14 protein-coding genes and 4 tRNA genes are annotated in these 15052 nt (G+C 67.4%); 17 read left to right on the forward strand and 1 reads right to left on the reverse strand.

The annotated features are described in order from the left end of the window. Nucleotides 1-73: 73 nt before the first annotated feature. From ABFX18_RS07450 to ruvC, 7 genes are all read left to right on the forward strand, one after another. Nucleotides 74-1093, forward strand: a complete 1020-nt coding sequence (locus ABFX18_RS07450) for a hypothetical protein (protein WP_200328884.1) — start codon at nucleotides 74-76, stop codon at nucleotides 1091-1093. Nucleotides 1094-1208: 115 nt separating this feature from the next. Then, a tRNA-Val gene (locus ABFX18_RS07455) sits at nucleotides 1209-1281 on the forward strand. Nucleotides 1282-1402: 121 nt separating this feature from the next. Continuing rightward, the gene (locus ABFX18_RS07460; RefSeq protein ID WP_346057889.1) at nucleotides 1403-1672 is read left to right on the forward strand and encodes a hypothetical protein; all 270 of its coding nucleotides are present in this window, start codon (nucleotides 1403-1405) and stop codon (nucleotides 1670-1672) included. A 90-nt stretch (nucleotides 1673-1762) separates the two neighbouring features. Continuing rightward, nucleotides 1763-3730 (forward strand): threonine--tRNA ligase, encoded by a 1968-nt coding sequence (gene thrS / locus ABFX18_RS07465; RefSeq protein WP_346057890.1) that lies wholly within the window; start codon nucleotides 1763-1765, stop codon nucleotides 3728-3730. A gap of 35 nt (nucleotides 3731-3765) precedes the next feature. Further along, nucleotides 3766-4329, forward strand: a complete 564-nt coding sequence (locus ABFX18_RS07470; protein ID WP_346057891.1) for an HIT family protein — start codon at nucleotides 3766-3768, stop codon at nucleotides 4327-4329. 96 nt (nucleotides 4330-4425) lie between these two features. Further along, nucleotides 4426-5190 carry a YebC/PmpR family DNA-binding transcriptional regulator gene (locus ABFX18_RS07475; RefSeq protein WP_090148870.1) on the forward strand — a complete coding sequence of 255 codons (765 nt, stop codon included), beginning with the start codon at nucleotides 4426-4428 and terminating at the stop codon, nucleotides 5188-5190. A 28-nt stretch (nucleotides 5191-5218) separates the two neighbouring features. Further along, nucleotides 5219-5815, forward strand: coding sequence for a crossover junction endodeoxyribonuclease RuvC (gene ruvC, locus ABFX18_RS07480; protein WP_346057892.1), 597 nt, complete (start codon nucleotides 5219-5221; stop codon nucleotides 5813-5815). A 40-nt stretch (nucleotides 5816-5855) separates the two neighbouring features. Here ruvC and ABFX18_RS07485 read toward each other — a convergent pair whose 3' ends face one another. After that, nucleotides 5856-6659, reverse strand: a complete 804-nt coding sequence (locus ABFX18_RS07485) for a trimeric intracellular cation channel family protein (RefSeq protein WP_346057893.1) — start codon at nucleotides 6657-6659, stop codon at nucleotides 5856-5858. Nucleotides 6660-6766: 107 nt separating this feature from the next. Between ABFX18_RS07485 and recO the strand changes: the two genes are divergently transcribed. From recO to ABFX18_RS07535, 10 genes are all read left to right on the forward strand, one after another. Next, a complete protein-coding gene (gene recO, locus ABFX18_RS07490) occupies nucleotides 6767-7489 on the forward strand; it encodes a DNA repair protein RecO (RefSeq protein WP_090148874.1) in 723 nt (240 codons plus the stop codon). 36 nt (nucleotides 7490-7525) lie between these two features. After that, entirely contained in the window at nucleotides 7526-8311 is a 786-nt protein-coding gene (locus tag ABFX18_RS07495; RefSeq protein WP_090148876.1) for an isoprenyl transferase, read from the forward strand. Nucleotides 8312-8331: 20 nt separating this feature from the next. Continuing rightward, the gene (gene dusB, locus ABFX18_RS07500; RefSeq protein ID WP_090148878.1) at nucleotides 8332-9519 is read left to right on the forward strand and encodes a tRNA dihydrouridine synthase DusB; all 1188 of its coding nucleotides are present in this window, start codon (nucleotides 8332-8334) and stop codon (nucleotides 9517-9519) included. After that, complete coding sequence (locus tag ABFX18_RS07505; protein ID WP_346057894.1) at nucleotides 9491-10771, forward strand: deoxyguanosinetriphosphate triphosphohydrolase; 1281 nt, start codon at nucleotides 9491-9493, stop codon at nucleotides 10769-10771. Before dusB ends, ABFX18_RS07505 begins: the two co-directional genes overlap by 29 nt. 84 nt (nucleotides 10772-10855) lie before the next feature. Then, nucleotides 10856-12907 carry a DNA primase gene (gene dnaG / locus ABFX18_RS07510; RefSeq protein WP_346057895.1) on the forward strand — a complete coding sequence of 684 codons (2052 nt, stop codon included), beginning with the start codon at nucleotides 10856-10858 and terminating at the stop codon, nucleotides 12905-12907. Nucleotides 12908-13001: 94 nt separating this feature from the next. Continuing rightward, nucleotides 13002-13850 carry an ABC transporter ATP-binding protein gene (locus ABFX18_RS07515; RefSeq protein WP_090148883.1) on the forward strand — a complete coding sequence of 283 codons (849 nt, stop codon included), beginning with the start codon at nucleotides 13002-13004 and terminating at the stop codon, nucleotides 13848-13850. A gap of 90 nt (nucleotides 13851-13940) precedes the next feature. Continuing rightward, a tRNA-Asn gene (locus ABFX18_RS07520) sits at nucleotides 13941-14013 on the forward strand. Nucleotides 14014-14077: 64 nt separating this feature from the next. Next, entirely contained in the window at nucleotides 14078-14635 is a 558-nt protein-coding gene (locus ABFX18_RS07525) for a gamma carbonic anhydrase family protein (protein ID WP_346057896.1), read from the forward strand. A gap of 72 nt (nucleotides 14636-14707) precedes the next feature. Continuing rightward, a tRNA-Gly gene (locus ABFX18_RS07530) sits at nucleotides 14708-14778 on the forward strand. A gap of 176 nt (nucleotides 14779-14954) precedes the next feature. After that, a tRNA-Pro gene (locus ABFX18_RS07535) sits at nucleotides 14955-15032 on the forward strand. Nucleotides 15033-15052: the final 20 nt, after the last annotated feature.

Below are 15052 nucleotides of genomic sequence, written 5' to 3' on the forward strand. Positions count from 1 at the left end.
GATTCGTGCCGTCTTCGCGCGGATCCGGCAAGTTTTTCCCACCGCCGGGCAGCCGCGCGGATACTGTTATTCCATGGCTGAAGGGGCGGCAGCGGTTCTGAAGCGATGGATCGGCTTCTCCGTGTTCCTCGCTCTCGTCGCCCTCGCGGTCGGCGCGATGCTGCTGCGTCAGGAGATCAGCGATCACCTCGCGGGAATGAACTACGAGATGAGCCCTCGGGTGAGCGATCTGGCAGACGATCTCGAGCTCACGGAGACCGGACGTCGCATCTTCATCGCGACGCACCCCACCGTGGACGGCAGCCAGCACTTCAACGAGCAGTGCGCCGACGTCGACCACTCGGAGCAGGGGCACGTGCTCGGCTGCTATACCGCCGACCGCATCCACCTCTTCGACGTCACGGATGACCGTGTGAGCGAGGTCGTCGAGATCACTGCGGCCCATGAACTGCTCCACGCGGCGTTCCATCGACTCGGCGAGGGAGACCGGTCGCTGCTCGCCTCGCGCCTGCGGGAGGTGTACGACGAACTCGCGCCAACGGATGCCGCGCTCGCAGAACGCATGAGCGTGTACGAGCATCTGCCGGACGCTGCCTTCGCGAACGAGCTGCATTCGGTATTGGGCACCGAGGTGCGCGAGCTGCCGCAGTGGTTGGAAGATCATTACGCGCAGTGGTTCACGAATCGGTCCGCACTGATCGATGATTTCGAAACCTACGTGACGGTGTTCAACGATCTGCAGGCCAGGGTCGACGCACTGCAGGCCGAGATGGCGGATCTGCGCGCGGATGTGGAGCGGCGCAGCTCCGCATACAGCGAGACCGTCGAAGCATTCAACGAGGATGCGACGGACTACGCGTCCCGACTCGAACGCGATGGATACCGCGATGATCCTGAGCAGCAGCAGCGCGATGCGGCCGCGCTGCAGCAGCGGCGAGCTGAGATCGACTCCGAGCTCGCCCAGCTCCAGGCCGACATCGATCGATACAACGCGCTGCGCGACGAGCTCGAGACGCTCGGGAAGGTCAGCGCGGAACTCGATGAGCACCTCGACAGCGACCTCGCCCCCATTACGACACGCCCGAACGAGTAAGGGGGATCCGCGGAAAGCTGCCGCTTGTCGGCGACGGTGCAATCCGCACTCTGGTTCCGTGTATGATCTTTGAGGTTGGCACGCACGGGAATCATCGCATTCCGGGAGTGCACACGGGCGATTGGCGCAGTTGGTAGCGCGCTTCCTTCACACGGAAGAGGTCATCAGTTCGAGTCTGGTATCGCCCACCGCAGCACCCCCGTGGTTCACACCGCGGGGGTGCTCTTGTTTGAGCGCCCGCGCGCACGCGAATGCTCGCGCCGGAGGCCCTGCGCAGACGGGGCGCGGCGCTCAGGTAGTCTGGCGCCCATGCACGCTCCGGCCATCACCGCGCTCGACTTCCTGCCGGGGATCTTCGCCCTGACCCATGCGGTCCTCGGCCTCTGGGCGATCCTCTCGCTCGCGAAGTTCGGGGCGCAGCTCAGCTGGCCCAAGATGATCGCCTGGATCTTCTTCATCGCCGCCATTCCGCTCGTGGGAGCGACGGTCTGGTTCACGGCGGGGCGCCGACGGTTCACTCCGAGCGACCCCGATGAGCGCGTCGACCCTCCGCAGGTCGACACCTCGCGAACCCAGTAGGATCGTACGGTGGCCGGCATCTGCGCCGACCCGGCGCGTTCGCGTTCGCGTTCCCGTCGTTTCCGACCTCCACAGTGAAGGAGTTCACCCGTGGCCGATGGCTTCTCCCGTTTCACCGATCGTTCGATCGTCGCGATGCGCGTCGATGGAGAATTGCGAGATCTCGCGGCGGAGATCACGGATACGGACACGGTGGAGCCCGTCACGATCGACTCGGAGGACGGCCTCAACATCTTGCGGCATTCGGCGGCTCACGTGCTCGCGCAGGCGGTGCAGCGCATCAACCCTGAGACGAAGCTCGGCATCGGCCCGCCCATCGCCGATGGCTTCTACTACGACTTCGACCCCGCGGAGCCGTTCACGCCGGAAGACCTGAAGGCGATCTCCTCTGAGATGCAGAAGATCGTCAAGCAGGGGCAGCGCTTCGTGCGACGCGTGGTGACCGAGGACGAGGCTCGCGCCGAGCTCGCGGACGAGCCGTACAAGCTCGAACTCATCGGCTTGAAGGGTGGAGCAGCCGGAGATGAGAACGGTGAGAGCGTCGAGGTCGGCGGTGCCGAGCTCACCATCTACGACAACATCGACCCGAAGACGGGCGAGCTCTGCTGGAAGGATCTCTGCCGTGGGCCGCATGTGCCGAGCACGCGCATGCTCGGCAACGGCTGGGCGCTGATGCGATCGGCGGGCGCTTACTGGCGCGGCAGCGAGAAGAATCCGATGCTGCAGCGCGTCTACGGCACCGCGTGGCCGTCGAAGGACGAACTGCGTGCTTACCAGACGCGTCTCGAAGAGGCGGCGAAGCGCGATCACCGCAAGCTCGGGGTCGAGCTCGACCTCTTCAGCTTCCCGGACGAGATCGGATCCGGCCTCGCGGTGTTCCACCCCAAGGGCGGGATCATCCGTCACGAGATCGAGAACTTCATGCGCTCCGAGCTGCTGAAGAACGGGTACGAGGTCGTCAACAGCCCCCACATCACGAAGGGCACGCTGTTCGAGACCAGTCAGCATCTCAACTGGTACAAGGACGGGATGTTCCCGGCGATGCACCTGGACGAGCAGACGGATGGCGACGGCAATGTCGTCAAACAGGGGCAGGATTACTACCTGAAGCCCATGAACTGCCCGTTCCACAACCTGATCTTCCGCGCGCGCGCTCGAAGCTATCGAGAGCTGCCGCTGCGGCTGGCCGAGTTCGGCACCGTGTACCGGTACGAGAAGAGCGGCACCCTCTCCGGCCTCACGCGCGTGCGCGGCCTGACGCAGGACGACGCGCACATCTACGTCACCGACGAGCAGGTGAAGGACGAGATCAAGCGACAGCTCGAGTTCGTGTTCTCCACCCTGCGCGCGTACGGGCTCAACGACTTCTATCTCGAGCTGTCGACCCGCGATCCCGAGAAGTCCGTCGGCTCGGACGAGCAGTGGGAACTCGCGACCGACACTCTTCGCGAGGTCGGCGAGGAGTCGGGGCTGGAGCTCGTCGCCGACCCCGGCGGCGCCGCGTTCTACGGGCCGAAGATCTCGGTGCAGGCCCGCGACGCCATCGGCCGCACCTGGCAGCTCTCAACCGTGCAGCTCGACTTCAACCAACCAGAGCTGTTCGAGCTGGAGTATGCGGCGGCGGATGGCACCCGGAAGCAGCCCATCATGATCCACCGGGCGCTGCTCGGCTCGGTCGAGCGCTTCTTCGCGATCCTTCTCGAGCACTACGCCGGCGCGTTCCCGGTCTGGCTGTCGCCGACGCAGGTCGTCGGCATTCCGGTGGCCGAGCAGTACGGCGAGTACCTCGACGAGGTCGTCGCGCGCCTGCGCGAGCAGGGCGTGCGGGCCGAAGTCGATCACAGCGACGACCGCATGCCGAAGAAGATCCGCACGCACACGAAGGCGAAGGTCCCGGTCCAGCTCATCGCGGGCGAGGAGGATCGGGCGGCGGGCGCCGTCAGCTTCCGCTTCCGCGACGGCACGCAGTTGAACGGCGTGCCGGTCGACGAGGCGATCGATCGCATCACCGCTGCGATCCGCTCGCACGAGCAGGTCTCGACGGCATGGTCGGAGTAGACGGAGGCGCGGGTTCGGGAGCTGACGAGGCGTCGATGCCGAGCTCCGCACCCGGTGGGGTGCGGCCGGAGTCGCTCGAGGAGAGCGGCGCCGTCGGCGTCGCCGATGACCTGCGTCGACTCTGGGTGCCGCACCGCATGGTGTACGTGTCGGACCATCATCAGCCCGGTGAGCACGACTGCCCATTCTGCGCGGCTCCGGAGCGCGCCGATTCCGAAGCACTGATCGTCGCGCGGGGCGAGCACGCATACGTCCTGCTGAACCTCTTCCCCTACAACAGCGGCCACATGCTCGTCTGCCCCTACCGCCACATCTCGAACTACGACGAGGCTACCGACGCGGAGACCTCCGAGATCGCCGCGCTCACGCAGACGGCCATGCGCGTCGCACGATCGACGCTGCAGTGCGACGGATTCAATCTGGGTATGAACCAGGGAGCCATCGCCGGTGCCGGAGTCGCATCGCACCTGCATCAGCATGTCGTGCCGCGGTGGGCATCCGATGCGAACTTCTTCCCGATCATCGCGAAGACGAAAGCGATGCCCCAACTGCTCGGCGAGGTGCGCGAGCTGTTCGCCGAAGCCTGGCCCCGTCCCTGATCGGCGCAGGAGCCGACTGCGGCGGGGCGCCGCGCTCCGGCCCCATAGACTGAACTCAGACCACCCTCATTCCGAAACAATCAAAGAGGAGCTCCCGTGTCCGGACACTCCAAGTGGGCGACGACGAAGCACAAGAAGGCGATCATCGACTCGCGCCGTGCAAAGGCGTTCGCCAAGTACATCAAGAACATCGAGGTCGCGGCGCGCATCGGCGGCGCTGATCTCTCAGGGAACCCGACCCTCGTCGACGCCGTGCAGAAGGCGAAGAAGAACTCCGTTCCGGGCGACAACATCGATCGCGCCATCAAGCGCGGTGCCGGGCTCGACGGAGACGCAGTCGAGTACATGACGATCGTGTACGAGGCGTACGGCCCGAACGGCGTCGCCCTCATGATCGAGTGCCTGACGGACAACAAGAATCGTGCAGCGGCGGAGGTGCGCACCGCGTTGAATCGCAATGGCGGCACCCTCGCTGATCCGGGCAGCGTCGCGTACAACTTCGGGCGGAAGGGCGTCATCGTCGTTCCCGCCGAGGGCACCACGGAGGACGACGTGCTCGCTGCGGTGCTCGAAGCCGGTGCAGAAGAGGTCAACGCCGCTCCGAATGGCGAGACGTTCGACGTCATCACGGATGCTTCTGATCTCGTCGCTGCTCGCACCGCGCTCGTCGACGCCGGGATCGACTACGACTCGGCGGACGCGGAGTTCGTGCCGAGCCTCAAGGTCGAAGTCGATGCCGACACGGCGCGCAAGGTGTTCCGCCTGATCGATGCACTCGAGGACAGCGACGACGTGCAGAACGTCTTCACGAATGTCGACCTGACCGCAGAGGTGCAGGCCGAACTCGCTGAAGACGAGTGACGCACCGGTCGAGACCGGATCCTCGACGATGACGCGCATCATCGGCATCGACCCCGGCCTCACGCGCTGCGGCATCGGCGTGGTGACGGCCGGGGCCGGGCGGCGCGTGACGTTCGAGCACGTGGAGGTGCTCGGTTCGCCGGCGACGGCCGAACTGCCGGCTCGGCTCCATCAGCTGGGGTCCGCGATCGAACGGCTGCTCGACGGCGAGAAACCAGCGGCGATCGCTCTCGAGCGCGTCTTCGCTCAGCAGAACCTCCCGTCGGTGATGGGCGTCGCTCAGATCAGCGGCGTTGTGATGTTCCTCGCCGAGCGGCGCGGCATTCCGGTGGCGCTCTACACCCCGAACGAGGTCAAGGCGCAGGTCACGGGCTACGGCAGCGCCGACAAATTGCAGGTCACGACGATGGTGACGCGGCTCCTCAGGCTCGCCGCGCCCCCGAAGCCGGCGGACGCCGCTGATGCGCTCGCGTTGGCGATCACTCACGCCTGGCATCTCTCGCGGGGCGGGACGGCCGATCGTTCCATCCGGGCTACGGCGCCGGCGGGGGAGACGCCTGCTCAACGGGCGTGGCGCGAGGCCGAGGCCAAGGTCGGCCGACGCCGCAGCGGCCCTCGGGCGTAAGCGCCAGAACTCTCACGGCAGTCGGAACTCCACCGACGCGTCAGGGCCGCTCTGCGGGAGGGTCCTGGTCGACGTCGCGATCCTCAGCGCCGGCGCGCGGTTCCCGCTCACCGATGTCTCCCGGTTCTGGCAGCGTGATCGGCAGTGTGATGGTGCCGGTGTGCAGCGCCTCTTCGATGACCTGTTCGACCTGGCGCTGACGCCGAAGTCGGATGCGGCTCAGGGCGCGCTGCTCGGGCAGGCTCCACCCGAACCGCACGGCGAGCAGACGAACGAGTGCAGTCACCACGACGCAGACGATGCTCGCGGGGATGACCGCGACGCCGAGCGCCAGCAGGCCGACGAGCACCGATACTCCGACCAGGCTCGCCACGGCGTAGAGCGAGCCGACATGCATGAGTGCGATCGGAATGTTGAGCATCAGGTCGCGCAGCACGCCGCCGCCCACCGCCGAGACGGTGCCGATGAAGAGCGCCGGTACGACCGGCATGCCGAGTGCGAGCGCTTTCGTCGCGCCGATCGCCCCGAACATTCCGATGCTGATCGCGTCGAGCACGGTGATCACCGGGTCTGCTTTCTCGAGCAGCCGCTGCAGCAGCATTCCGATGAGCGCGGCGCCTGTTGCCACGATGAGGTACCAGTTGTCGGCGAACGCCGCCGGCGTCGTGCCCAGGAAGACGTCGCGGAGGAAGCCGCCGCCCACCCCTGAGAAGATTCCGATGATCGCGACGCCCAGCAGATCGAGCCGTTTGAAGCCCGCGGCGAAGAGCGCGCCCTGGAGGCTGCCGACTCCGACCGCGGCGAGATCGGCGTAGAGCGGAATGCGGAACGTCTCGTCGAACACGACTCCATTCTCGCGCACGATCGGGCGAATGCGACGGGCCGCATGCGTCGTTGCGCCGCGGGCGGAATGGGGTACGCGCCGTCGCGAGGGTGGAGGATACTGGACTCGTGCCCCTCTACCGCGAACAAGGTGTTGTGCTCCGCACCCATAAGCTGGGTGAGGCCGATCGCATCGTCACCATGCTGTCGCGTGACCGCGGGCTGCTCAGGGGAGTCGCGAAGGGCGTGCGCCGCACTTCGTCGAAGTTCGGCGCCCGTCTCGAACCGTTCATGGTCGCGGATGTGCAGTGCTTCGAGGGTCGCTCGCTCGACACCATCACGCAGGCGGAGACGCTCGGCGCATACGGTCCGGCGATCAGCGCCGACTACGACCGGTACCGCGCGGGCAGCGTCATCGTGGAAACCGCGGAGCGCCTCGCCGAGGGCGACCCCTCCCGGCCGCTGTACGAACTGCTCGTGGGCGCGCTCCGCACCCTCGCGGCCGCCAGGATTCCGCCGGAGCTCGTGCGGGACGGGTATCTGCTGCGCGCGCTCTCCATCGCCGGCTGGACGCCCGGCTTCGTCGACTGCGTCCGGTGCGGAGCCGCGGGGCCCCACACCGCCGTCGTCGTGCAGCTCGGTGGCGTCGTGTGCGAGGACTGCCGCACCCCCGGCTCACCCAGGCTGGATCCGGGCAGCATTCTGTTGCTCGGGGCCCTGCTCTCGGGGAACTGGGACGACGCGCTGCAGGCCTCGGAGCGGGAGCGCGGTCAGGCCGCCGGCATCGCCGCTGCGTACACGCAGTGGCACCTCGAGCGCGGGTTGCGCTCGTTCCGCGCGCCGCGGCGCTGAGCTGCGGGGCCGCGGACCGCATCTACACTGGCAGTCATGCACCGCGCTCCGTCCTCGCTCGTGCCGGTCGACTGGACCGGGGAGCAGCCTCCGATCTTCGCCGGCCCGCCCCCGCAGCACGTCGCCATCGTCATGGACGGCAACGGGCGTTGGGCGAACCGGCGAGGCCTCCCGCGGGTCGAAGGGCACCGGATGGGGGAGCAGGCACTGCTCGACGTGGTCGCCGGGGCGATTCAGGCCGGGGTCGCCCATCTCAGCGTGTACGCGTTCTCGACCGAGAACTGGCGGCGCTCGCCCGATGAGGTCCGGTTTCTCATGGGATTCAACCGCGACGTGCTGCGCCGCCGTCGGGCGCAGCTCGATGCCTGGAACGTGCGGATGCGCTGGGCCGGGCGCCGCCCGAAGCTCTGGGGATCGGTGATCAACGAGCTGCAGGCGTCGGAGCGCGCGACTGCGTCGAACACCGGACTCACCTTGACGATGTGCGTGAACTACGGCGGGCGCAACGAGATCACGGACGCGGTGCGCGCAATCGCCTCCGAGGTGCGCGCCGGTCGGCTCTCACCGAACGGCATCACAGAACGCACCATCGAGCGTCACCTGTACGTTCCCGAACTGCCGAATGTCGATCTGTTCCTCCGCAGCTCCGGCGAACAGCGCACGAGCAACTTCATGCTCTGGCAGTCTGCGTACGCGGAGATGGTGTTCCTCGACACGCTCTGGCCCGATTTCGGCAGGCGGCAGCTCTGGGAGGCGATCGGCATCTATCACGACCGGGATCGTCGCTTCGGCGGTGCCGTCGACACGCCCAACGGATCCTGATCTGCGAGAATGGTACGGATATGACTTCCCAGACTCTCGGTGACGCCCGCCTGCGCATCGGGCCGCTCGCACTCGATGTGCCCGTCGTGCTCGCCCCCATGGCCGGTATCACCAATACGGCATTCCGGCGGCTCTGCCGCGAATACGGCGCAGGGCTCTACGTGAGCGAGATGATCACGAGCCGGGCGCTCGTCGAACGCACGCCAGCGTCGTTGCGTCTCATCAAGCATCATGAGAGCGAGACGCCGCGTTCGATCCAGCTCTACGGCGTCGATCCGAAGACCGTGTCGGAGGCCGTGCGCTTCCTGGTCGATCAGGATCTCGCCGATCACATCGATCTCAACTTCGGGTGCCCGGTTCCGAAGGTCACTCGCAAGGGCGGGGGCTCTGCGCTGCCGTGGAAGAGCGATCTGTTCCGAGCGATCGTCGAGGGGGCGGTGCGGTCCGCTGGCGACATTCCGCTGACGGTGAAGATGCGCAAAGGCATCGATGAGGATCACCTGACGTACCTCGATGCCGCGCGTGCTGCCGAGGGCGCAGGCGTGGCCGCCATCGCGCTGCACGGGCGCACAGCGAATCAGTTCTACTCCGGCCAGGCCGACTGGAGTTCGATCGCGACGCTCAAGGAGACCATCACGAGCGTGCCCGTGCTCGGCAACGGCGATATCTGGTCGGCCGATGACGCCATCCGCATGGTCCGCGAAACCGGCTGCGACGGCGTCGTCGTCGGCCGCGGGTGCCTCGGTCGCCCGTGGCTCTTCGGCGACCTCGCAGCGGCGTTCCGCGCTGAGGCCGGCGAGATCACGGCAGAGGAAGCGGCGGCGTCGATCGCTCAGCCGCCGCTCGGGTTCGTCATGGATGCGATGCGTCGCCACACCGAGCTGCTCGTCGAGTTCTACGACGACGATGAGCCGCATGCGTGCCGCGACATCCGCAAGCACGTCGCCTGGTACTTCAAGGGCTACGGGGTCGGCGGCGACACGCGTCGCGCGCTGGCGGCCGTCGAATCGCTCGAGCAGATGGACGAGATCTTCGCCACGATGGATGCCTCACTGCCGTACCCCGGCGAAGGCGCCGAAGGGCAGCGCGGTCGCGCCGGCAGCCCGAAGCGGGTCGTGCTGCCGGACCGCTGGCTCGAGAGCCGCACGAGCGAGAACATCGACTACGCCGATTTGGCGGATGCCGAGCGAGACGACTCGGGTGGGTGAGTCGGGCCTGCCCGCCGGATACGATGCGGTCGACGCCGAACGCTACGTGCCGGAGTCGCATTCCGGATCGCGCAGCGATTTCGCCCGCGACCGTGCGCGCGTGCTCCACTCGAGCGGCTGGCGACGCCTCGCGGCGAAGACGCAGGTGCTCAGCCCCACGGCCGGCATCGATTTCGCGCGGAACCGTCTGACGCATTCCCTTGAGGTCGCGCAGATCGGCCGGGAGCTCGCCGTCTCGCTGAACCTTGCGCAGGACGTGGTGGACACTGCGTGCCTCGCGCACGACCTCGGTCATCCGCCCTTCGGCCACAACGGGGAGAAGGCGCTCAACGAGTGGGCCGTCGACGCAGGCGGGTTCGAGGGCAACGCGCAGACGCTCCGAGTGCTCGCGCGACTCGAACCCAAACGGTTCACCTCCGACGGTGCGAGCGTGGGGTTGAATCTGACCCGCGCGACGCTCGACGCCAGCTGCAAGTACCCCTGGAGCCTCGCCGAGGCCGAGCCCGGCAGCGCGAAGTTCGGCTACTTCGCGGATGATGCTCCAGTCTTCGCATGGCTGCGCGCGGGAGCGCCGGAGCGGAGGAAGTGCGCCGAGGCCCAGGTGATGGATCTCTCGGATGACATCGCCTACTCGGTGCATGATTTCGAGGACGCCGTCGTCAGCGGGTTCATCGACCCCGAGATCCTCACCGCCCGCTCAGGCCATGACTCGCTGATCCGTGCTGTGTCGGAGTGGGCCGGCGGTTCCTACTCGAGCGACGAGCTCGGGGCGGCGTACGACCGCATCTCCGAATCCGAGACCTGGCTGACCCGCTGGGACGAGAGCCGCGCCCACCAGGCGCAGCTCAAGAACTTCACGAGCGAGATGATCGGCCGGTTCGCGCGAGCATCGATCGGGGCGACGCTTGAGGCGGCGGACGGCTCACCGCTGGCGCGCTACAACGCTTCCGTCATCGTTCCCCGCGAGATCCGTGCAGAGATCGCCGTGCTCAAGGGGATCGTCGCGGCGTTCGTCATGGCGAGCGGGCGGCGTCAACCGACGTATCGTCGGCAGCGCGAGTTGCTGGGCGAACTGCTCGAGGTGCTGTGGGAATCGGGGGAGCACGAGCTGGAGCCCGCTTTCGCGGCCGACTTCCGCCAGGCTGCGGATGATGCGGGGCGGCGGCGCGCCATCGTGGACCAGGTGGCATCGCTGACGGATCAGTCCGCGATCGCCTGGCACAAGCGGCTGTGTGATGTGCCGCTGGTGTAGGCGAAACGCGCAGCGTTTCGTACCAGCGGCACCGGCGCCGCAGCGTCGCCTGGTCGGCGGGCTTCGGCAGTAGACTGTACAGCTATGGCAGGTCGGATCCGTGCGAGCGATATCGAGGAAGTGAAGCGTCGCACGAACCTTGCCGATCTCGTCGGTGACTACGTCACCTTGAAGAACGCCGGAATCGATTCGATGAAGGGCTTGTGCCCATTCCACGATGAGCGCAGTCCCAGTTTCCACGTGCGTCCGGCGCTCGGCTACTACCACTGCTTCGGGTGCGGGGAATCCGGTGACGCGTTCACCTTCCTCCAGCGCATGGACCATCTCACCTTCGCCGAATCGGTGGAACGTCTTGCAGCGCGGATCCACTACAGTCTGACGTACGAGGAGGGGAGTTTCGCGCGCGAAGACGGCCCGAATCGCGCCCGGCTGCTCGCGGCGAACACCGCAGCGGCCGAGTACTTCTCGGCGCAGCTCGCCGGTGAAGAAGCCGCGATGGCGCGCGACTTCCTCACGCAGCGCGGTTTCGACGAGGCCGCCTGCGAACGGTTCGGCGTCGGGTACGCCCCGCGAGGCTGGGACGGTATGAGCGGCCATTTGCGCGGACTGGGATACACGCCGCAGGAGCTGGTGCAGTCCGGTCTCGCCTCCGAAGGGCAGCGCGGTGCCTACGATCGCTTCCGCGGGCGAATCGTCTGGCCCATCCGCGACACGAGCGGCCAGACGCTCGGCTTCGGAGCGCGCAAGCTCTACGAGGACGACAACGGCCCCAAGTATCTCAATACGCCTGAATCCCCGGTCTACCACAAGTCGCAGGTGCTGTACGGCCTCGATCTCGCGAAGCGGGCGATCTCGCGTGGCAAACGCGCCGTGGTCGTCGAGGGATACACCGATGTCATGGCCTGTCATCTCGCGGGCGTGGAGACCGCGGTGGCGACCTGCGGAACGGCGTTCGGCAAGGATCACATCGCCGTGCTCCGACGCATCATGGGCGATGATTCCGCCGCCGAGGTCGTGTTCACCTTCGACCCGGATGAGGCCGGGCAGAAAGCCGCGCTCCGCGCCTTCAGCGAGGAGAAGCGCTTCACTGCGCAGACCTACGTCGCTGTCGCGCCTGAAGGGCTCGATCCCTCCGATCTGCGTCAGCATCGCGGGGACGAGGCGGTTCGCGAGCTGTTCACGCGCAAGATTCCGCTCTTCGAGTTCGCGCTGAGGCAGGCGATCGCGCGTTTCGACCTGAACAGCGTGGAAGGGCGGGTCGCCGCGCTGCGCGAGGCCGCGCCGATCATCGCGGAGATCAGGGACCCGTCACTCCGCCCGGGATACACGCGAGAGCTCGCGCGCCTGCTGGGCGCCGAGCTGAATGAGGTGCAGCATGCTGTGCGCAGCGCCGAGCGCAGCCCTCGGGGCAGCGATCGCGGCGGCCAGGACCGGTCGGGTCAGGGCCAGAACGGGCCGCAACGGCAGGGCCAGCACGTGCAGAACCAACGACAGCAGCAGCGCGGCGGGTACGGGCAGCGCGGGGCCGCGCGCCGGCCAGGGTCGTCGGGGCAGCAGGAGGATCCGTACGCCTCCGGCCCGAGTGCCCAGTACGACGACGCTTCGGACCCGTACGGTGGACCCTCCGATCCGCAGCGTGATACGACACCCGCCGCGCCGCGTCGTATCGGACTCTCTTCACTTCGCAACGCCCCTACGACCTGGCTCGAACGCGACGCCCTGATGGCGATGCTGCAGCAGGGCGAATCGGTGGGCCCTGACCTGCTGCAGCAGGCGGTGACGGCGCAGGTGCTCGAACCCGACCTGCGTGTCGTGCGCGATGCACTCGGCGCCGCATTGCCGGTACTCGGCACGCCGGCGTGGTGGGACGCCGTCATGGCGGCTGCACCCGAGTCGCATCACGGACTCATCCGCGAGCTCGCCATGGCCCCCATGCCGCAGCGAAATCTCGATCAGCTGGCGGCGTACGCCCGCGACGTGGTGGTCTCGCTGCTCGACCGGGATCTCGTGGAGCTCAAACGCGAACTGCTCGCACGCCATCAGCGCATCGGCGACTCCGCAGACCCGCGCGCTCGTCAGATTCAGGAGCAGCTCGTCGCGCTCGAATCAGCTCGCCGCAGTCTGCGCGCAGATTGAGCGGCGTGCCGAAACCGCTCCCGCCGTGCGCATCCCGATGCCCTAGGCTGCTGGTCAGCCGGAGCGCACCACGAGCCACCGAGGAGAATTCAGGATGCCCCACCCCGTAGTCGACGCCGATCCGATGATTCGGGTCTCGGACCTCTCGCTCTCGTACCCGGCGCACGCGGGGGGCCGGGAGTTCGAGGCCGTCGAGGGGCTTTCCTTCGATGTCGCGCGCGGCGATGTGTTCGCCCTCCTCGGCGAGAGCGGTTCGGGCAAGTCGACGCTTGCGAAGTTCTTGGCGGGCCGCGGGCCCGATGCCAGCGAGAAATCGAGCCGCATTCGGCTCACCGGCGGTGAAGCCACCGTGATGGACGTGCCCATGAACCGCCTGTGGCGCCGCACCCGCGCGCGTTTGACGGCGTACGTCGGCCACCTCGCCCAGGACGCCGGCGCCACGCTCACGCCCGAGCTCAACGTCGGCGACATCCTCTTCGAGCCGATCGTCGAGCGAAGCAAGCACTTCGACCGCGATGAGCTCGGCGAGCGCATCGCGGAGATGATGGACATCGTCGCCCTTCCGCTCGCGAAACTGCAGGAGTATCCGTACGAGCTGTCGAAAGGCCAGCGGCAGCGCGTCGCGGTGATGCGCTCGCTCATGCTCGACCCGCGGCTGCTGATCGCGGATGAGCCCACACTCGGCGTCGACGCGAACAACCGGCCGAAGATCGTCGAGCTGCTGCGGTGGTACCGAGAGCGCAGCGGTGCCACGATGCTGCTGATCAGCCACGACATCGGCATGCTCGAGGCCCTGGTGCAGGAGGTGCTCGTCATGCAGCAGGGTCGGCTCGTGGGGCGCGGGGAGATCAATGAGATCTTCCGCAACGCCGACCACGGGTACGTGCAGCGTCTCGCGCAGGCGCTGCGCGCGACGGCGTACGACGAGATCGCGGAAGAATAGCGTGCGCTCGGCGGGCGAATCGCCCGAACCGGGACGATTTGCACACCCGCTTCGGGGCTTGCTAACCTAGTCTGGTTGCAGTCGCAATGATCCCCTGTAGCTCAGTTGGCAGAGCGCTTGACTGTTAATCAGGATGTCGCTGGTTCGAGCCCAGCCGGGGGAGCGAGCGAAGCCCTTACCCTTGCGGTAAGGGCTTTTTCGTTTCATCCGACGCGCAGGGAGGCGCTATGACTTCGAACGATTCCTCTGCCCAGGCGGGTGCACGCGTGATCAGTGTGCCTCCGTACGGAACCCCCGTCGTGGACGAGCGCGCCTGGATCGCGCCTGGAGCCGTGGTCGTCGGTGACGTTCGCATCGGCGCGCGGTCGAGCGTCTGGTACAACGCAGTGCTGCGCGGCGACTCCGACTCCGTGCGGGTGGGGGAGCGGAGCAACATTCAGGACGGTGCGGTCGTGCACACGCAACGCGGGGATGCGGCGATCATCGGCGACGACGTCTCGGTCGGCCACCTGGCGATGATCCACGGTGCCACCATCGAGAACGGCTGCCTCATCGGCATGCACGCCACCGTGCTCACCGGCGCCGTCGTGGGGTCGGGCAGTCTCGTGGCCGCGGGAGCGGTCGTGCCGCAGGGCATGATCGTCCCGCCGCACTCGCTCGTCGTCGGCGTGCCCGGTCGAGTGGTGCGCGAACTGCGGGACGAGGACCGCGAGGCGGTGCGCCTCAACTCGGCGCGCTATCTGGAGACCACCGACAATCATCGGGCCGCGACACGCGACGAGTGACGGCGCGTTCGTGTCGGGCTCGACGATGCAGTATGATCGGTGAGGTGCTTCGGCACGCGCTGCACGCAGCACGGGGATGTAGCTCAATGGTAGAGCCTCAGTCTTCCAAACTGATTACGCGGGTTCGATTCCCGTCATCCCCTCCGCCGAGAAGGCCCCGCTCACGCGGGGCCTTCTCCGTTTCTCCCGTCGCCGCGCCTCCGTGCGCGCGGATTCCGGCACTTCTCCGGGCACCTGCAGCGCAGCGGTTCGCGCATCGGCTAGACTTGCTCGGGTTGCGCGCGACCGCGCGCCAGCACGATGGAACTCCCGGGTACACCGGGGCGTAGCTCAGCTTGGCTAGAGCGCCCGCTTTGGGAGCGGGAGGTCGCAGGTTCGAATCCTGTCGCCCCGACCAGGGTCCGCCGGCCCGAAACC

Origin of the sequence: Leucobacter alluvii (assembly GCF_039530485.1) — a bacterium.
Lineage (GTDB): Bacteria > Actinomycetota > Actinomycetes > Actinomycetales > Microbacteriaceae > Leucobacter > Leucobacter alluvii.